Genomic DNA, 18844 nt, shown 5'->3' on the forward strand with positions numbered 1-18844 from the left:
ATCAGTCTAGGATGGTGTGCATGAGCGCTACCAAACTAGATGGCAACTTGTACCGCGACGAGATTTTCGAGGACCTGGCCCAGCGCGTGGCCGCCCTCAAGGAGAAGGGGATTACCCCGGGCCTGGCCACGGTCCTGGTGGGCGATGATCCGGGTTCGCATTCCTACGTGAAGATGAAGCACCGCGATTGCGAGAAACTCGGAATTAACTCGATTCGCAAGGACCTGCCTGCCGACGTTTCCCAAGAGGAGCTGGAGCGCGTCATCGAGGAACTCAACAATGATGACGCCTGCACCGGCTACATCGTGCAGCTGCCGCTGCCGAAGCACTTGGATGAGAACCGCGTGCTGGAGCTTATCGACCCAGCCAAGGACGCCGATGGCCTGCACCCGATCAACCTGGGCAAGCTGGTGCTCAACGAGGAGGCCCCGCTGCCGTGCACGCCGAATGGCTGCATCCACCTGCTGCGCCGATTTGGGGTAGAGCTCGATGGCGCGAAGGTCGTGATCATTGGCCGCGGCGTGACTGTGGGTCGCCCGATTGGCCTGATGCTCACTCGCCGCAGCGAGAATTCCACGGTGACGCTGTGCCACACCGGCACCAAGGACCTTGCCGCGGAAACCCGTGAGGCCGATGTCATTATCGCGGCAGCTGGCAAGGCACACATGCTGACCGCCGATATGGTTAAGGAAGGCGCCGCGGTTCTCGACGTCGGCGTGTCCCGCGTCGACGGCAAACTCGCCGGCGACGTAGCCGAGGATGTCTGGGAGAAGGCCGGCTATGTCTCCCCGAACCCGGGCGGCGTGGGTCCGCTGACGCGCGCGTTCCTGGTCAGCAATATCGTCGAGCGCGCCGAAAAGCTTGCCGCTCAATAGCGCCCCAACACGAACACCCAAGCAATGAGCATGTCCCCACAGTCAGAAGGAAGCCCGCGGCACCGAGCGCAACGGATGCCCCGGCGCCCGGCTCAGGGCCGAGCCAGTGCGCAGGCTAAGGTTGCGCCGCCGGTGTCTTTGGCCAATCCCCACGACGCGCACCTGAAACCCTCGGCGCTGCCGTCGGCTATCCAGTGGCTGGCCATCGGGCTGTTCGTCGTGGCAGTCGTGGTGTCGGGTTTCTACGCCGTGTTTGAGCACTGGCGCCGCGCCACGTTGCTGCTGGGCGGGGCGCTGATGTGGCTGGCGGTGGTCCGCCTGACCTGCGACTCCTCCCGAGTCGGCGTGCTCGCGGTGCGCTCCCGACGCTTCGATGCCTGCTTTACCGGCATCTTGGGCGCGGCTATGGCGTTCCTGGCCTTTTCCATCGACGCGCTGGGCTCGTGATGCGTGTGACTCCTAAAAAGAGCCACACGGCTCTTTAGATGTAGTATTCGTCGCCGACGTACGCAGGGCCTACATCTAAGCCATTCGGCGCGGAGAGCAGCAGGAAGTTGCGCAGGATGCGATTCATCTGCCGGGTCTCCGTCAGGAAGGCATCGTGGCCCACGGGGGAGACAATCTTGGCCATCGCCAGCAGCTGGTTGACGTTGCGAGAGATGTGCTCCTGCTGGTGATAGGGGTAGAGGATATCCGTGTCCACGCCCACCACCATCGTCGGCACCTGGGATGCCGCCAACGCTTTGATGAGCCCGCCGCGCCCGCGGCCGACGTCATGCCGGTTCAACGCCTCCGTGAGCACCACGTAGGAACCCGCATCGAAGCGCTCGGTGAGTTTCGCCCCCTGGTAATCCAGGTAGGAGTTCACCGCGAAACGCTGGTTCAGCTGGCGGTGCGGACCCAAGGGATTCTCGCCTTGCTGTGCGGTAGCGCCGAAGCGCTCGTCGATCTCCTGCTCGCCGCGATACGTCAAATGCGCGATGCGGCGCGCCGCTGCCAGACCATCCCGCGGAGTCTTGTCCGTGAGGTAGTAATTTCCGCCATGCCAAAACGGGTCGCGCTCGATGGCGGAAATCTGCGCGGATTGGATGCCAATCTGCCAGCCCGAAGCCCGAGCAGACACCGCAATTACGCACACCGCGGACACGCTTTCCGGGTGCAGCAAGCTCCACTCCAGCGTGCGCGCGCCGCCCATCGAGCCGCCGAGTACCGCGTGCACACGCGAAATGCCCAGTTCCTTCAAGCAGTCGTGCTCGGCCTCCACCAAGTCCCGAATCGACAGCGCCGGGAAGCGCCCGCCCCACGGCTTTCCATCCGGGTGCAGCGACTTCGGCCCCGTCGAGCCATTGCAGCCGCCCAGCGCATTGGTCGCGATAACGCACCAGCGCGTGGTGTCCAGAGCCTTGCCAGGCCCCACCAGGTCGGACCACCAGTCCGCCACATTGGAATCACCGGTCAGCGCATGCTCAACCACGAGGACGTTGTTGACGCCGTCTGGGTCGCCGGCAAAAGCGCCCCAGCGTTGGTAGGCCACGTGGGCGTCGGCAAGCACGGCGCCTGCTTCCGTGGTGAAGTCACCGATGGGGACGACGGCGAGCTCGCCTTCGGGCGCGAGTTCCGGGACGGCGCTAACCAATGGCCGCGAACCCACGCTCGAGATCAGCGATGATGTCCTTGACATCCTCGATGCCCACCGACAGGCGCACCGTGGCCTGCGTAATGCCCGCGGCCTTGAGAGCGGCCTCGTCGGACTGGGAGTGTGTGGTGGTAGCCGGGTGTACCACCAGCGAGCGGGTATCGCCGATGTTGGCCAGGTTGGAGTGCAGCTGCAGGGCGTCGATAAACGCCCAGGCCTCCTCGCGGCCGCCGTCGATGTCGAAGGAGAGCACGGAGCCGGTGTAGGCGTAACCGAGCTTCTCCTTGGTGGCCTTGTACGGGGAGGAGTCCAGGCCAGCGTAATTGACGGTGGTGACCTTGGCGTGGGACTCTAGGTACTCAGCCACGGCCTGGGCGTTGGCATTGTGCTTCTCGACGCGCAACTGCAACGTCTCAATGCCATTCAGCGTCAGCCAGGCGTTGAAGGGGGAGATGGCGGCACCGGTATCGCGCAGCAGGCCCGCACGCGCCTTGATTGCGAAGGCCGGTGCGCCCAGGTCGGCGTACTTGAGGCCGTGGTAGGCCTTGTCCGGGGTGACGAAGTAGGGGAAGACGGGCTCGCCGTCGCGCTCGACGGTCCAATCGAAGGAGCCGCCGTCGATGATGGCACCACCGATGGCGGAGCCGTTGCCGGTATAGAACTTGGTGGTGGAGACGACGACGATGTCCGCGCCCAGCTCCAGCGGGCGGGCGAGCGCGCCGGTGGCGATGGTGTTGTCCACGATGAGCGGGACCTGGTTCTTGTGGGCTACCTCGGCGATGGCAGGGATGTCGAGAACATCGGCGACTGGGTTGCCGAAGGTCTCGCCGTAGAAAGCCTTCGTGTTCGGCTGGACGGCGTCCTGCCAAGATGCCGGGTCATCGGGGTTCTCGACGAGGGTGACGTCGATGCCCAGGCGCTTCAAGGTCACGGTAAAGAGGGTGGAGGTGCCGCCGTAGAGGCGCGGGGAGGTAACAATGTGGTCGCCGGCGGAGGCCAGGTTCAAAATGGCCGCGGTTTCGGCGGCCTGGCCGGAAGCGAAAGCTACGGCGGCGACGCCGCCCTCGAGGGAAGCGAGGCGCTCTTCGAGCGCATCCTGGGTGGGGTTGGTCAGGCGGGTGTAAATCGGGCCGGCATCCGAGAGGTTGAAGCGGTTGGCGGCGTGCTCGGCGTCGTTGAAGACATACGAGGTGGTTTGGTAAATCGGCACGTTGCGTGCGTTGGTGGAGCCGTCCAGGTTCTGGCCGGCGTGGAGGGCGCGGGTGGCAAAAGACCACTCGTTGACTTCGGAATTATCGTATTTGGTGCTCATGCCACAAAGGCTAGACCAAGCGGTTCAGTGCTGTTAGTGGCTTTGTGGAAACCGCAGGCAAGCCCGAGAATAAAAATAGACCGAGCGGTTGGTTCGGTGGCCCGTGCGCGTTGTAGATCTCCCCGCAGCGCGAAGGCTCAAGGCGCCTGTTGGATGTCGATGCTTTCACCGACCTGCGGGCGCTGGTAGCCGGTCACGCCGGCGCGCTGGAGCATGCCGTCGGTGATTTGCTTGCCGGCGTCGGAAAGCACGGCGTCATGGATGGGCACCGTCACGCGCGCGCCGATGCGCATGGCATAATCCGCGGCATCCGCCCCGCGCACCCACGGGCCGGCGATGGGAAGCAGGAGGACATTTACCGTGCGTCCCTTAGGGACGCACCACTGGTCGCCGGGGTGCAGCACGCCGCCGAAGAAATAACCCAGGTTCTCCGGGCGCGGAATGTTGGGGTGGATTTCCTCGTGGAGCCCGCCCACCGCGTGAATCTCAAGGCCCAGAACCGTGAACGTCTCTCCGGCATGCACGGCGGTGCCGGAGCCGATGGCGTTGATGGCTTCCTGCGTTCCCCACACTGGCAGGCCGCTCGCGCGCACGGCATCGACGTCGAGGTGATCGCCGTGCGCGTGCGTGAGCAGCACCGCCTCAGCGCCTTCGAGGCAACTGAGATCTGAAAGGGGGCCGGGATCGATAACGATGCGCCCCTGGGGAGCCTCGACGGCCACGGCGGATTGCCCATGCAGCGAAATCTTCATGATTCCCACGCTAGCCAAAAGTGAAGGAATACAGCGAGAGGCCTTCGCTTACTTCCAGCTCGATTGTTTCGGTGTGATTGTCAGGCTCCCGGACGAGATCCACCGTGCCGTCCTGGGTGATGTCGAAGGTGCGGACCGAACCATCCGCGCGGTGCACGCGAACCGTTCCGCTCCCTGATGTTACGAGCTGTACCCAGGCGGCGCGATAATTCAGTCGCAGGCGCGCGTGAGGTCCGGCGGTGATGGGCTGGTCGGCCAAAGTCCACGTCCCACCCAGCGAATACTGACCTAACGGCGGCTCGCTCGTGGTGAACTGGTGCGTGCCGTCGTGGTAATCGGGGTTGGTGAAATACTGTGCGCGTGCGGTGCCGAGGTAGGTCTCCGGCGAGCGCGGCGCGCTGTTCGCATCGGCTGCTTCAATGGGCTCAGGCAGCGCGATGGAGGGGTCGCGCTCGAGGAGAAGCTCGCGGATGAGGCGCTCGGTCTCGGCGTAGTCGCCCTCGCCGTGGTGGGATTGGCGCAACATGCCGTGCTTGTCGACGAGATAGTGCGCCGGCCAGTACCGATTCCCAAAGTTCTTCCACGTGGCGAAGTCATTATCCTGTGCCACTGGATACTCGATTCCCTGCTCGCGGGCCGCACGGCGCACGTTGTCGGCCTCGTGCTCGAAAGCGTATTCCGGCGCGTGGATTCCGATGATGTCGAAGCCGTAGTCCTTGTAATGCGCATAGAGCTTGGTCAGGTGCGTGTTGTTGCGCTGGCAGTTGATGCAGGCATAGGCCCAAAAATCGATGAGCGTGACCTTGCCGGAGGTGCGCGGATCGACGGGCGCATCCGTGTTGAACCAGCCGGTCAGCCCCGCGAACGCGGGCACGGGGGTTCCTTCCGCTGTGGGAGCGTCCTGTTCAACGGGCGTAGCGTCGACGTTGATGCTGGGGAGTTTCTGCTGAAGCCACGCGGGCGCGCCGAGTGAGATGGCGCCGGCCATAGCGATCACCACAATTCCCGCAGCGATGCGCACCCCGCGTTGATGGGAGCGGAAAGCATCGACGCGTTTGCCCACCTCGTTGCCGCCTAAGGCGAAAGCCAGCAGCGGGATCGCCACGCCGAGGGCGAAGGAGAGGCAGAGGAGGAGGATGTGGGCGTCGACAGTCCCGGTGGCGCCCGCCACTGAGATTGCGGTCAGTACCGGGCCCGCGCAGGGAACGAAGACAACACCCATGGCTAGGCCAACGACGAAGCCGCCCTTGTCGCGGGCTTTGGCTTGCAAGCCGCCAGCTTTCGGGAGCTTCTGGAAAGGCCACTCTAGGGCTTCCTGCACGCGTGGGAACACCATTCCTAGGCCAACGAGAACGAGCAGCGCGATTCCCACTTTCCACAAGATGTCGGCCGGGAGGCCCAAGGCATTGAGCAGCGTTGTGGCGAAAAGAGTGACGAGGCTAAAACTCGTCACCAGCCCGCCGATGACCTGCCATGGCCGCCACCGTGAGCCGCCGCTGACTGCGAGGACCAGCGGCAAGACCGGCAAGATGCAGGGCGAGATGCCGGTGATAAGACCACCGGTAAACCCGATGAAAAGCGTTGATAACATGCTGTGCTCCTTCGCTTGTGGTGCGGTGTGGGTATGCAATCAGTTCGGAGCACACGTGATAAACGGATTGCCACAAACTTTTTTAAATCCATCCAATCCGCGTCACGGGGCGGCTCCGAATGGTGAGATACAGGGCCCGGAAACACCGGACCCGAAAACCTGAAGAAGGAGCACCGAAATGAAGAAGCTTGTTACTACCGCCGCTGCACTTGCCGTTGCCGCCAGTGGGTTGGTTGCCTGCAACGACACGAAGGAAGACATGGACATGATGCCCAGCTCTGAGATGATGGCCCCGAGCTCGGACGCCATGGAGTCGGATTCCATGATGACCGAGGAAAAGATGACCGAGGAAATGGAGAGCGATGAGATGATGGCGCCGAGTGAAGAAATGACTAAGTAAAAGTGCCATGTCCGCCCCGTTGCTGGAGGTAAGCTCTACACCCGTGTCTGCGATGTCACCTGATGAACATGCGCGGCTGAACCACCTGCTCGTTCAGACCGCTGCGGCAGACAAGCATGCCTTCAGCGCGCTATACGACGCCCTCGCACCCACCGTGTACAGCGTGTGCCTGAGCGTTTTGCGCAATCCTGCTTTGGCGGAAGAGGTTGCCCAAGACGTCTTCGTTGAGGTGTGGACTTCCGCTGCGAAATTTGATCCGCAGCGAGGGAACGCGCGGTCGTGGGTAGGCAGGCTGGCGCATGGGAGGGCCGTCGATAAGCTGCGTAGCCACGTTGCCGCAGTGCACCGTGATGACCGCGACGCGCTGCTGACCCAGGCTACCTACACCGAGCCCCTCGAAGATGAGGCCCTAGGACATGTCGAAGCGCAGCGTCTGCGCCGGGCTATCGGCGAGATCGGGGAGCCACATTCCACCGCGGTAGCCCTCGCATTTTTCAATGGCTTGACGCATGCTGAACTGGCAGAATCAACGGGAGTCCCGCTAGGTACGGCGAAGACGCGCGTGCGCGACGGCGTTAAGAAGCTAAAAGCGATCCTCGGAAGGGAGGGAAGATGAGCAATACGCATGAGTTTTCTGATGAGACTTTCGACGACTTCCTCGATTCCCTCCCCGAGGTCGAACCGCCAGCGCGAATGAAAGATGCCATCTTTGCGGAAATTGACGGGGGCGAAGCTGCCGAGGTTATCGAGCTTCCACGTCGCCGGTGGCGGGCCTTCGTGGCAGTGCCAGCGGCCGCGGCAGTGCTCGTCGCGGGCGTGGTAGCAGCGCCGCAGCTCTTGCAGTTGGGTCAACCCGATGCAGCGGATAGCGCGCGAGTCGAAGCCGAATCGCCGGGCGAGAAATCTATGCATGACATCATGGGGGCAGAGGACCTTATGCAGGGCAATGCGGATGTCTCGGGAGCGCAACTGGATATCGTTTCCTCCGCCTCGATGGCGAAATCCGGCGCGATGGTCGATGGCCAGCCACAACTGGCCGACGGCATGGGCGCCCAGGTGTGGGCAGTCAGTGCAGATGGTGAGATGGCCTCAGCCGGGGTTATCGGTCAGGACCCACACGATGGGGTGTGGATGCCCTTCGACGGTGCCGCGGTCAAAGTCATGGTTACCGAGGAACCTGCGGGTGGCAGCGAGCAACCGACGGGCCGCACCCTCGCCACCGTGACCTTGGCCAGCGCTAGCTAGCCCAGTATGCGCTAGGGCAGCTACGCGCCAGGCCAGCTACATGTCAGCTAGTTAAGGCCTGCTTGACCAGATCCAGCGCGGCGGCGAGTTCGACATCGCTCAAATGCCCAAAGCCCAAGACCACGCCTTCCTCGGCGGCCACGCCGCCCCAGTAGTCACTGAGCGGGGTGAGCGTTAGCCCTAGGGAAGCTGCGCGGTCGACTACGGCGTTATCGCACAGCAACACCGCATGGAGCCCGCCGTGGATGGGCAGAAGGGTAGCGGGGGCGTCTTCCAGCGCGGCTTGGACGAGATCGCGGCGGCGCTTGTAGGCGCGGCGCATCCGGCCGGTATGCCGCCGTAGCGCACCGCTGGCCAGGTAGTTCGCCAACGCCGCTTGGGGGATAGCACCGACGGGCTGGCCGAAGACCTCCCGGACGCGGTCCACCGCCGAGCGCAAGCTCGGCGGCACCACGAGGTAGCCGCAGGCAATCGACGGCGAAATCACCGAGGAAAACGTGCCCAGCAAGACGGTGTGCTCCGGGGCGAGCGCGGCCAGCGCGGGCAAGGGCTGGCCGACGTAGCGCAGTTCGGAATCGAAGTCATCCTCGATGATGAGCACGTCGTTGCTGCGTGCCCACTCGACGAGTTCCGCGCGCCGGGCCGCCGGCAGCGAACCGCCATAAGGGTGCTGGTGGGAGGGGGTGACGATGAGAACGTCGAGGTCAACGGTGGGGACGGTGACGCCGTGGGCGTCGGTGGGGACGTCGACAAGCGTGTGCCCCAAAGCTTGGGGGACGCGGCGCAGGCTGGGGTAGCCGGGGGATTCCACGCCGACTCGTAGGTGGCCTCCCAGCGCGCGCAGCAGCACCGAGAGGCCGTCGCGGGCGCCGGCGGTGATGACAACGTAAGCCGGGTCGACGGTGAGCCCGCGCATGTGGCGCAGGTGCGCGGCCACCTCGCGGGGAAGATCGCCGGAAGGATTCACCGCGGCCTTGCGCCACGCCGCCCTCCATTCGGGGGTGATGATTCCGGCCGTATCGGGCAAGCCGGGGGTCAACTCCACGCGCGGTGGGGCAGGACTGGGCCGCGGCGCGGGGTGAGGCTGTGGGGTGCGCCCATGGGGCAGGTGCGGGTTGATGACTGTGCCCGAGCCAACCGACGCGGTGAGGTAGCCCTCGGCGGTGAGCTGCTCGTAGGCGGTAACCACGCTGCCTCGGGAAATGCCCAGATCGCGCGCCAGCGAACGCGTCGACGGCACCTGCTCGCCGGGCAGCAAAATGCCCGCCGCGACTTGGGTGCGGAGGGCTTCGGCAATCTGCACCGGCAACGCGCGCGTATCAGATGGATCGAGGCGGAAAGACACGACCCCATCATAAGTGGTCTAATTCGACACTCGGAAAATGGCTCTTGTCTTGGACCAATTTTCTGGGCCACTATGTGAGCCATGACTGAACAGAAGAATGAACAGGGACGCGCCACGACGCGCGTCAAGCGTGGACTGGCTGACATGCTCAAGGGTGGCGTCATCATGGATGTGGTCACCCCGGAGCAGGCCCGAATTGCTGAGGACGCAGGTGCGTCCGCCGTCATGGCGCTGGAGCGCGTGCCGGCCGATATCCGCGCCCAGGGCGGCGTGGCCCGCATGTCTGATCCGGACCTCATCGAAGGCATCGTCAACGCCGTGGACATCCCAGTGATGGCGAAGGCCCGCATCGGTCACTTCGTCGAGGCGCAGATCCTCGGCGAGCTGGGCGTGGACTTCATCGACGAGTCCGAGGTGCTCAGCCCGGCCGACTACGTCAACCACATCAACAAGTGGGATTTCGGCGTGCCTTTCGTGTGCGGTGCGACGAACCTGGGCGAGGCCCTGCGCCGCATCACCGAGGGCGCGGCCATGATTCGCTCCAAGGGCGAGGCCGGCACCGGCGACGTCTCCGAGGCTGTCAAGCACCTGCGCACCATCAAGGGCGAAATCGCACGCCTCCAGAACCTGGATCGCGACGAGCTCTACGTCGCCGCCAAGGAACTGCAGGCGCCGTATGACCTGGTTGCTGAGGTTGCAGAGACCGGCAAGCTGCCGGTCGTGCTGTTCGTCGCCGGTGGCGTCGCCACGCCTGCCGACGCCGCCCTCGTCCGCCAGACGGGTGCTGAAGGCGTCTTCGTCGGCTCCGGCATCTTCAAGTCCGGCGAGCCCGCGAAGCGCGCGGAGGCCATCGTTAAGGCGGCGACCCTCTACGACCAGCCGGCCGAGCTGGCCAAGATCAGCCGCGGTCTGGGCGAGGCCATGGTAGGCATCAACGTCAACGACATCCCCGCCCCGCACCGCTTGGCAGAGCGCGGTTGGTAAACGCGGTGCGACCACTCGTCGGTGTCCTCGCGCTGCAGGGCGGCGTGGAGGAACACCTTGCCGTGTTGGAGAGCCTCGGTGTCGAAACGCGCCGGGTGCGCCTGCCGCAGGACCTCGACGGGCTGGACGGGCTGGTGCTGCCGGGCGGCGAGTCGAGCACCATCGATAAGTTGGCGCGCTCTTTTGGCGTCGCGGAGCCGTTGCGCCGCGCCGTCGAGGGTGGGCTGCCGGTTCTCGCCACCTGCGCGGGGCTCATCTACAGCGCTCGCGAACTGGAGAACCCCGCTCCGGGCCAGCAGACGCTAGGGCTTATCGACGTCACCGTGCGCCGCAACGCCTTCGGCAACCAACGCTTCTCCGAGGAGCGTGTCGTTCCCGTCGCGCTGCAAGGTCCGCGACCCGATGCAGAGATCTCAGAGGTTGGGGCATGGGGTGCCGAGTCCCGAGATGGCGAGGCGTATGGCATAGGACCCCGAAGCATCACGCTCGATATTGAGGCGAGCTTCATCCGCGCGCCCATCGTTACCCGCGTGGGCGAAGGTGTTGAGGTCATCGCCACCGTGCCCGCCCCTGCGCCCGACACTGTGACTGGTGGCGCGGCTGGCGAAGATAGCGCGGCGTGCAAAGATGGCGCCGAACATGACGGGGAGCTAACTCATCCTGCCGCGGGGCACGAAGCGATTGTGGGCGTGCGGCAGGGGCGCGTCACAGCGCTGAGCTTCCATCCGGAAGAGAACGGTGACTCGCGCCTCCACGCCGCGTGGCTCGCTTCCTTTGCCCATTAGCTCTTTCTGTCCGAGCCCCTTTCTGCCCGCAAGCTCTTTTCTTAAATAACTATCGCCCGATAGTGCTCTGGGATACATTGAGATGTGCTAGCTGAACACGTCACTCCCAGAAAGGCTCCTCGCCGTGAGCACACCTGCCCCAGAACAAGTCCGCGAAGACATCCGCTTCCTCGGCCGGGTGCTCGGCCGGGTCATCGCGCAGCAGGAAGGCGAGGACGTCTTTGAGCTCGTCGAATCCACCCGCCGCATGGCCTTCGACATCGCGCACGGCGATGCTAAGCCGGAGGACCTCGTCGCTATTTTCCGCGACCTCGACATCACCAAAGTCAACCTCGTGGCGCGAGCGTTCAGCTATTTCGCGCTCATCGCCAACCTAGCGGAGGACTTGGATGACGAGTCTGTCGAGGCGCCAGTGTCCCTGCGCAAGACATTCGCCAAGCTCAAAGAAGAAGGCGTCGCGCCCGCCGACGCAGCCTCCGTCATCCGCGGCGCCCACGTCGCCCCCGTTCTCACCGCGCACCCCACCGAAACCCGCCGCCGTACTGTCTTTGACACCCAGACCCGCATCAAGACTCTCCTCAAGGAATCACACCGCGGCGGCGACATGGCGGCAATCGAGAAGGAAATGTACCTGCGCATGACGCTGCTGTGGCAGACGGCGCTGATTCGCATCGCCCGCCCCACCCTTGAAGACGAGATTGACGTCGGCCTGCGCTATTACAAGCTGTCGCTGCTCGACCAGGTCCCTGCCCTCAACCGCGCCATCCGCCACGCCATGCGCGAGACCTTTGGCCAGCAGCTTCCCGATTCCCCCGTCGTCCGCCCCGGCTCCTGGATTGGCGGCGACCATGACGGCAACCCCTTTGTTAACGAGCACACCCTGACCTATGCCACCCGCAAGGCCGCGGCGACGGTGCTCCAGTATTACGCCGACGAACTCGGCGAGCTGGAGCGCGAGCTCTCCCTATCGGATCGCTATTCCTCCAGCTCCAAAGAGCTGGGCGCGCTTGCCGACGCCTCCCACAACGATGAAAAATCCCGCGTCGACGAACCCTATCGCCGGGCCATCTTCGGCATCCGTAAGAAGGTGCTGGCGAGGTTGGAAGGGGAGGCGTCGCCAAGCGCCTATGCGTCGCCGGAGGAACTCAAACGTGACCTGGACGTGATCGACCGCTCGCTGCGCCAATTCAACGATGACATCATCGCCGATGACCGCCTCGCCCGGCTGCGCTCGGCGGTGACCACGTTTGGATTCCACCTCTCGACGCTGGATATGCGCCAGAATTCGGAGTCCTTCGAGAACGTCCTCACCGAGATTTTCGCCGCGGCCAGGATCACCCCGGATTACCGCGCGCTGGGGGAGGAGGAGAAGGTCGCGCTGCTCGTGCGCGAGCTGCAGACCAACCGTCCGCTGCTATTCCCGGGCACGGAGAAGGAATTCACCGAGGATACCGCGAAGGAGCTGGGGATTTTCCGTGCAGCGGCGCGCGCTGTGCGGGACTTTGGTCCGAAGTCGGTGTCGCACTGCATAATTTCCATGACGGGAACGGTCTCCGACATTCTGGAGCCGATGGTGCTGCTCAAGGAGGTAGGCCTGGGCCAGGTGGATGTGGTGCCGCTGTTTGAGACCATCGAGGATCTGAAGGCGGGGGCCAGCATTCTGGAGAAGCTCTGGCAGATGCCTGTTTACCGCGAGCATCTGCGCTCGCGCGGGGATGTCCAAGAGGTGATGCTGGGGTATTCGGACTCCAACAAGGACGGCGGTTACCTGCAGGCGAACTGGGCGCTGTACGACGCCGAACTGGCCCTCGTTGAGCTCTGCGTGCGCCACGGCGTGGAGCTGCGGCTGGCGCATGGCCGGGGTGGCGCGGTGGGCCGCGGCGGTGGTCCGACGTATGACGCGATTTTGGCGCAGCCGAAGGGCGCGGTGTCCGGGTCGGTGCGCATTACTGAGCAGGGTGAGGTGATTTCTGCGAAGTACGGTGCGCCGGAAACCGCGCGCCGCCACTTGGAGGCTTTCATTTCCGGCGCGTTGGAGGCGTCGCTGTTGGATACCGAGCCGATTGCGGATCCCGAGCGCGCCTACGAGATCATGCGCGAGCTCGCGGACTTGAGCGGTACGGCGTACCGCCAGCTTGTCGACGACCCCGGGTTCATCGCTTACTTCACCCAGTCCACCCCGCTGCATGAGATTGGTGAGCTTAACTTGGGGTCGCGCCCGACCTCGCGTAAACAGACCACCGCGATTACGGATCTGCGAGCGATTCCCTGGGTGCTGTCGTGGTCGCAGTCCCGCACCAACATTCCAGGCTGGTTCGGCGTGGGCAGCGCGGTGACGGCGTGGGTGCAGCAAGCTGGCGGGGATGAGGAGAAGCGCTGGGAGGAGCTGCGCGAGCTGTACCGCACCTGGCCTTTCTTCCGCTCCGTGTTCGCCAACATGGCGCAGGTCATGGCCAAGGCGGAGATGCAGCTAGCACGCCTGTACGCCAACTTGGTCGACGACAAGGAGACCGCGGACCGTATCTTCGGCCTGATTTCCGTGGAGTTTGAGCGCACCCGCGAGGTCTACCTCAAGGTCACCGGCAACGCGGATCTGGTCAGTGAGAATCAGCGCCAGGCGAGGTCGCTCAAGCGGCGCTACCCATACCTGCTTCCGCTCAACGCCATCCAGTTGGAGTTGCTGCGTCGCTACCGCCGCGGCGATGACCAGTTCCTAGTGTCCAAGACCATCCAGGTCACTATGAACGGGTTGGCCACCGCGCTGCGCAACGCCGGCTAAACCGCCCGCCCGCTTCCCCGCACATCCGGCCCAACCGCTCGGCCAGCCAACATTTTTGCGGGACAGGATTGAGCGCATGATCAGTTCCATAAGTTAAGCCGGCACGCCGAATGCCCCGCGAGGAGATGATTCCCTGCGGGGTACGACCAAACAGTGCTGGAAGAATGCCCTGGCGTTGGTAGCGGCGTTGCTTGCACTGCTACCTGCACTGGCGGGACGGGGCACACCGGTGCCTTAACGGGCATTAGGGTGAGTTGAAGAGTTAGTTGAAGGTGCTGGTGAAGACCGGCGCGGCGTCGTATGGCGGGATCCATGCCACCCGCCCGCCGATGCGATCCATGTGGCCGCGTGAGGGCGGGGCATCGGGGTCATCGTCGTTGACTCCGTTGTGGTACGGGCACAGCGGCACCAGGTTGAGGATGTTGGTGGGCCCGCCGCGGGCCCAGGCCTTGATGTGGTGGATCTGGCACTTCTCAAAGGGAACCTTGCAGCCCTCCCACGCGCAGCAGGGATTCTCCGCGGCCAAGGCGAGGCGCTGCTTGGCGGTGGCGAAACGCTGGAAGCGGAACACATCGAGCGGGCCATGCTCACGGCTGACCGCCACGATGATCCCCTTGTCCAGCAAAGCGCGCTCCACCAGTTGCGAGCCGGTCATGGTCGCGCCACTGGTGGTGCGGACAATGAACTCTTCGCCGTCCTTGTCGGTATTTCCCTTGAGCAGCTCGGCGTAGTCATCAAGCTGCAGGACCGCCATGGTGGCAACCTCAGTCTTGACGCCGCCACCGTCCAGATTTTCCAAGAAACTCTCGCCGGGGCGTTCCTGGTCGATGCTCTCGAATACGCCAGTCAGCTGCAGCGAGTCCGCGGTGACCGTGAGCGTGGCCAGGCCGTTGCCATGCTGGGTGAGCTTGGCGCGCTCGGCATATGTGCGGGGCTTGCGCATCTGACGTAGGCGCTTGCGCGCTACCTTTTCCACTAGCTCCGCGCTGGTCTGGCACAGCTCTACCCGCAAGTCCCAGGCCTTGTTGTGGTCCCGGACTTTGTCCACAAAGTGCTCGATAAGCTGCAAGGTCACCAGCCCGTGCCCGCGCCGGCGCGCGGCTTCTACCGCCGTACGCTGCTTCTTCGTCGAAGAGGTGTGCCCGAAGTAGGTGTGGTGGAGGGAGAGGAACACGGTGGCGTCGGCAGGCGCGGCGCCGAGGGCCACCAAGTCAGATTCAGACAGGCCCGCGCACTCGGCCACCAGGTCAATGGCGCGGCCGAGGGCGGCGAAGTACGTCTGCAATCTCATACCCTGCAGCCTAAAAGCACCCCATCCCACCGCCAAGACCCCAACCAGCTACCCACCGAAATCTGTGGATAACTAGTCGGCACTCGGTTTGAGAGCTCGGCCTTAGATGCCGAGCTCGTGGTGTTTGCTTGTCAGTATTCTGCGCGGGTCAGGCTTCGTGGGTACTAGGCGCCGGCGAGGCCGCGGCGCTTGAGCAGCGGCGCAACGTCCTTGTCGCGGCCGCGGAACTCGCGGTAGGCCTCCGTGAAGTCGCGGGACGCGCCCTTCGACAGGATGACATTGCGGAACTTCTGACCGGCTGCGTGAAGGTCGGTCTGCTCCTTGAACCACTCGAAACCATCGGCGTCGAGCGCTTCGGCCCACAGGTAGGAGTAGTAGCCCGCGGAGTAGCCACCGGCGAAGATGTGGTTGAAGTAGGTCGAGCGGTAGCGCGGGGCGATGAGCTTGTTGTCCAGTCCGGCCGCGCGCAGGGCCTCGGCCTCGAATTCGGCGACGGCCTCCGGGGTGGCCTCCAGCTTGGCGGCGTCGGCAGCACTCAGGGAATGCCACGCGAGGTCGATGATCGATGCCCCCAGATACTCCGACGTGGCGAATCCCTGGCCGAACTCGGAGGCGGCGGAGATGGCGTCGAGAAGCTCGTCCGGAATCGGTTCGCCCGTTTCCACGTGGCGGGCGTACTCCTTGACCAAGTTCTTATCGAGCGCCCAGTTCTCATTGATCTGCGAGGGGAACTCCACCCAGTCGCGCGGCACGTTGGTGCCGGCGAAGGTGGGGTAGCGGACGTCGGAAAGCAGGCCGTGCAGGGCGTGGCCGAATTCGTGGAAGACGGTGCGGACCTCGTCCATGCTGAGCAGCGGTTGGGATCCGTCGGTGGGCTTGGTGATGCCCATGACGTTGACGATGACCGGCTTGCGCTCCAGCAGTCGGGACTGCCCCACGAATTCGCTCATCCACGCGCCGCCGCGCTTGGTGGGGCGCCCGAAGTAGTCGGTAAGGAGAAGGCCGATCCCCTTATCCTCGTGCGAGTCGATGCCTACGTGCGAGATGTCCCCATCTCGCACCTCCCACACACGAACCCCCTCCGCATAGCCTTCGAGGTCATCGCGCGGGGTGACGGTGATGCCGTAAAGGCGCTCGGCGGCGGCAAAGACGCCCTTCTCCAGGACCTGGTCCAGCGGGAAGTATTTGCGCAGTTCGTCCTCATCGAGGGAGAAGTCGCGGGCGCGGACCTTGGATTCCCAATAAGGCCAGTCCGCGGCGCTGAAACCCTGGCCGTTGAGCGTTGCTTCCTCCGCGAGGAGCTTCTGCTCGCCTTCGGCGTTGGCCGCGGCGGCGGGGGCGAGGTCGAAGAGCATGGTGCGGGCGGCATCGGCAGTCGCGGCGGTTTCCTCGGCGATGACGTAGTCGGCATGCGTGGCAAATCCCAGCAGCTCGGCGCGCTCGGCGCGCAGCTGGACGGCCTCGATGAGACCCGGGATGTTGTTCTCGGAGCCCCTGCTTGCCGACGCCCCATACAACCTCCCCCTCGCATCCTCCCGCACCAGACGGCTCAGCTCCGATTGCACGGTCGGCAGCTCCAGCGGGATGACAAAACCTTCGCGGCCTAACGCCTCGGCATCGGCCTTGGCGGAGGCGATGCGCTCGGCGGGCAGGCCCTCGAGTTCCTCTTCGGTGAAGGAAACCGCGCGCTCGCGGGTAGACGCCATGAGATTGCGGCCGAATTCTTCGGAGAGCGCAGACAGGCGCTGGTTGATTTCGGAGAGACGGGCCTTGCCGGCCGCGTCGAGGTCGGCGCCCTTGCGGGCAAAGGTGCGCAGGAGGTGGTCGTGGAGGCGCTGGCCTTCGGCGTCGTCGGCAGGCGGCGTGGCCTCCTTGATGCGCGCGTAGAGCACCTCGTTCTGGTAGATCGCGTCATAGTGCGCGGACAAGCGCGGGTAGATGTCGGCGGCGATCTCCTCCATCTCATCAGTGACATCCGTGCCGGAGAGGTTGCCAAAGACCGCCATGACGCGGTCAAGGTCCTGGCCGGAGCGCTCGAGCGCCTCCACGGTGTTCTCCCACGTGGGCGCGGTGGGGTTGTCGGTGATGGAGGCGATTTCGGCGTCGTGAAGCGCGAGTGCTTCGTCGAAGGCAGGGCGGTAGTGCTCTACCTTGATCTCCGCAAACGGCGGGAGCTGGTAGGGCAGCGTGGAGGGGGTCAGTAGTGGGTTAGTCATAAGAAACTACCGTACCTAATAAGCTCCGCCCTATGTGATGGCTTTCACTAAACTATCCGACCGGAACCGGTGTGCGCTCCTTGCGCGGGGCGGTGGCACGGTTTACCAGGATGACATCGAGAATCAGGAACGCTGCCAAGGTGATTCCTAAGAGCGGTAGGAAGACGCCGACGGTGGCGGCGAAGAGCGCGCCCAACCCTGTGGTGGCCCAGGAGAAGTGGGCAGTCGGGAGGAAGCGTGGGCGACGTTTCCACCACATGTAGTACCCCAGCACTACGAGAGCGGCGGTGGACAGCCCCAGTGCGAGCAGCGCAATCTGCAGAGGAAGGCCGAACATGATGCCCATGTGCAGGTAGATGCCCCAGCTGCTGAGCTTGCTAAACAGCGGCAGGCTGGAGAAAGGCTGGCGGTCGATGATCTCTCCGGTGGCGCCATCTACCGAAATTGCATCGGAGGTGGTACGCCATTCCACCCAGCGTTCGCTGACCTGCCAGGCGGAGTTGGCGTCCTCCGGCGGGTACAGGCGCAGCGGTCCGGTCAGCCCCTCGGCGCGGCCGGTGGCGAGGACGCGCTCGGCCTCGGTAGCTACGCTCGAGCTTGACGACGCCCCTCCAACCCCATGCCCTTCATGACCTTCATGCCCGGTGTGCTCATGCGTTTCAGCGGTGGTGCCGGGGAGGGCAGTCTCGATGGGGGTGGCCTTCCAGTTCATGCGCTCGACGAGGGAATCGACGTTGTCGCCGGCCAGTCCCGACCACGTGATACCGGTGGCAGAGAGGCCAAGCAGGCCGATGAAGATCCAGGCGCCAATAGTGGAATGCAGGCGGGTGGCCTTCCAGCGGGCAGAGCGCTTGGGCTGGCGTTGGGTGGCGTTCGCGGTTGCCTTGTTCTTCGGGCGGCGGCGAATCCACCACATATAGAGGCCGCCGCAGGCCATGACCCACAACCACGAGGCGGCAAGCTCCGAGTAGAGCTCGCCGACCTTGCCCAAGTGGAAGCTTTCGTGCAGGGAGGAAATCCAGCGGCGCAGCGGCATCTCGCCCAAGCCGGAATAGGTGGGGTAGTCCCCGATGACCTTGGCGGTGGCGGGGTTGATGAAGACGGTGCGCTGCAGGCTTTCATCGATGCTGTCATCGGAGACCAGCACGCGCGTCGAATCCGTGGGGCTGGTTGCCGGCCAGACTTGGGACACGGGCATGTCAGAGTGCTCGTGCTGTGCGGCCTGGATTTGTTCTTCCAAGCTCACGGGGTGCTCGACTGCCGGAACGGTCATGACGTCGCGGTACACCACCTTCTCCAGGGTGGGTGCCATGGCATAGAGGCAGCCAGTCAATGCCGCAACGAGGATGAAGGGGCCGACGAACATGCCGCCATAAAAGTGGATGCGTTGAATGAAGGATCGCAGAGCCGTCCGACTCATAAGTAGTGCTCTTTCGGGGTCTATCGATTAGGGCCCCTGCTGAACGTTCGCGGGGCGTTCAGGAGGGGTGATGGACAGGCGCTGATATCAACTGCACTAGTAGTCGGAGGCGATGGTTTCTCGGTTCCCGAGTATTGAAAACTTTTTAACTAACTGGGGGCCTCGGTGTTCAAAGGATGAAAACCCCGCGAGATAAGGCGCGAGAAGCAAGAA

At 64.2% G+C, this 18844-nt stretch carries 16 protein-coding genes; 8 read left to right on the forward strand and 8 right to left on the reverse strand.

All coding sequences use genetic code 11. The features are described 5' to 3' along the window. Window positions 1–20: 20 nt before the first annotated feature. Both CAURI_RS02735 and CAURI_RS02740 read left to right on the forward strand, forming a co-directional pair. A complete protein-coding gene (locus tag CAURI_RS02735; RefSeq protein ID WP_010189417.1) occupies window positions 21–875 on the forward strand; it encodes a bifunctional methylenetetrahydrofolate dehydrogenase/methenyltetrahydrofolate cyclohydrolase in 855 nt (284 codons plus the stop codon). Between the two features lie 75 nt (window positions 876–950). Then, window positions 951–1322: a DUF3017 domain-containing protein gene (locus CAURI_RS02740; protein ID WP_049754554.1), complete on the forward strand. Its 372-nt coding sequence runs from the start codon at window positions 951–953 to the stop codon at window positions 1320–1322. A gap of 34 nt (window positions 1323–1356) precedes the next feature. Here CAURI_RS02740 and metX read toward each other — a convergent pair whose 3' ends face one another. The 4 genes from metX to CAURI_RS02760 form a co-directional block, all read right to left on the reverse strand. Continuing rightward, window positions 1357–2556: a homoserine O-acetyltransferase MetX gene (gene metX / locus CAURI_RS02745; RefSeq protein WP_012714863.1), complete on the reverse strand. Its 1200-nt coding sequence runs from the start codon at window positions 2554–2556 to the stop codon at window positions 1357–1359. After that, window positions 2504–3823, reverse strand: coding sequence for an O-acetylhomoserine/O-acetylserine sulfhydrylase (locus tag CAURI_RS02750; RefSeq protein ID WP_010189414.1), 1320 nt, complete (start codon window positions 3821–3823; stop codon window positions 2504–2506). The genes metX and CAURI_RS02750 overlap by 53 nt, the downstream gene beginning before the upstream one ends. Window positions 3824–3960: 137 nt before the next feature. Next, window positions 3961–4575, reverse strand: a complete 615-nt coding sequence (locus tag CAURI_RS02755; RefSeq protein ID WP_010189413.1) for an MBL fold metallo-hydrolase — start codon at window positions 4573–4575, stop codon at window positions 3961–3963. 10 nt (window positions 4576–4585) lie between these two features. Further along, window positions 4586–6166, reverse strand: a complete 1581-nt coding sequence (locus CAURI_RS02760; RefSeq protein WP_010189410.1) for a redoxin domain-containing protein — start codon at window positions 6164–6166, stop codon at window positions 4586–4588. A 178-nt stretch (window positions 6167–6344) separates the two neighbouring features. On the opposite strand from CAURI_RS02760, the gene CAURI_RS02765 reads away from it, so the two are divergent. Genes CAURI_RS02765 through CAURI_RS02775 form a run of 3 tightly spaced genes read left to right on the forward strand, consistent with a single transcriptional unit; the run spans window position 6345 to window position 7811 of the window. Then, a complete protein-coding gene (locus tag CAURI_RS02765) occupies window positions 6345–6566 on the forward strand; it encodes a hypothetical protein (protein ID WP_010189409.1) in 222 nt (73 codons plus the stop codon). 7 nt (window positions 6567–6573) lie between these two features. After that, complete coding sequence (locus CAURI_RS02770) at window positions 6574–7182, forward strand: sigma-70 family RNA polymerase sigma factor (RefSeq protein ID WP_010189408.1); 609 nt, start codon at window positions 6574–6576, stop codon at window positions 7180–7182. Further along, entirely contained in the window at window positions 7179–7811 is a 633-nt protein-coding gene (locus CAURI_RS02775) for an anti-sigma factor (RefSeq protein WP_010189407.1), read from the forward strand. Before CAURI_RS02770 ends, CAURI_RS02775 begins: the two co-directional genes overlap by 4 nt. A 43-nt stretch (window positions 7812–7854) precedes the next feature. On the opposite strand, the gene pdxR is transcribed toward CAURI_RS02775, so the two are convergent. Next, window positions 7855–9156: a MocR-like pyridoxine biosynthesis transcription factor PdxR gene (gene pdxR / locus CAURI_RS02780; RefSeq protein WP_010189406.1), complete on the reverse strand. Its 1302-nt coding sequence runs from the start codon at window positions 9154–9156 to the stop codon at window positions 7855–7857. A gap of 81 nt (window positions 9157–9237) precedes the next feature. Here pdxR and pdxS point away from each other — a divergent pair, with 81 nt between their 5' ends. From pdxS to ppc, 3 genes are all read left to right on the forward strand, one after another. Beyond that, the gene (gene pdxS, locus CAURI_RS02785; RefSeq protein ID WP_010189405.1) at window positions 9238–10140 is read left to right on the forward strand and encodes a pyridoxal 5'-phosphate synthase lyase subunit PdxS; all 903 of its coding nucleotides are present in this window, start codon (window positions 9238–9240) and stop codon (window positions 10138–10140) included. A gap of 5 nt (window positions 10141–10145) precedes the next feature. After that, complete coding sequence (gene pdxT / locus CAURI_RS02790) at window positions 10146–10925, forward strand: pyridoxal 5'-phosphate synthase glutaminase subunit PdxT (protein WP_010189404.1); 780 nt, start codon at window positions 10146–10148, stop codon at window positions 10923–10925. Between the two features lie 124 nt (window positions 10926–11049). Then, window positions 11050–13704: a phosphoenolpyruvate carboxylase gene (ppc, locus tag CAURI_RS02795; protein WP_010189403.1), complete on the forward strand. Its 2655-nt coding sequence runs from the start codon at window positions 11050–11052 to the stop codon at window positions 13702–13704. Between the two features lie 262 nt (window positions 13705–13966). Here ppc and CAURI_RS02800 read toward each other — a convergent pair whose 3' ends face one another. The 3 genes from CAURI_RS02800 to CAURI_RS02810 form a co-directional block, all read right to left on the reverse strand. Further along, a complete protein-coding gene (locus CAURI_RS02800) occupies window positions 13967–14995 on the reverse strand; it encodes an HNH endonuclease signature motif containing protein (protein WP_010189401.1) in 1029 nt (342 codons plus the stop codon). 164 nt (window positions 14996–15159) lie between these two features. Continuing rightward, the gene (locus CAURI_RS02805) at window positions 15160–17211 is read right to left on the reverse strand and encodes a M3 family metallopeptidase (protein ID WP_010189400.1); all 2052 of its coding nucleotides are present in this window, start codon (window positions 17209–17211) and stop codon (window positions 15160–15162) included. A 52-nt stretch (window positions 17212–17263) separates the two neighbouring features. Beyond that, window positions 17264–18631 (reverse strand): PepSY-associated TM helix domain-containing protein, encoded by a 1368-nt coding sequence (locus CAURI_RS02810; protein ID WP_010189399.1) that lies wholly within the window; start codon window positions 18629–18631, stop codon window positions 17264–17266. Window positions 18632–18844 lie beyond the last annotated feature (213 nt).

Origin of the sequence: Corynebacterium aurimucosum ATCC 700975, from assembly GCF_000022905.1 — a bacterium.
Classification (GTDB): Bacteria; Actinomycetota; Actinomycetes; order Mycobacteriales; family Mycobacteriaceae; genus Corynebacterium; species Corynebacterium aurimucosum_F.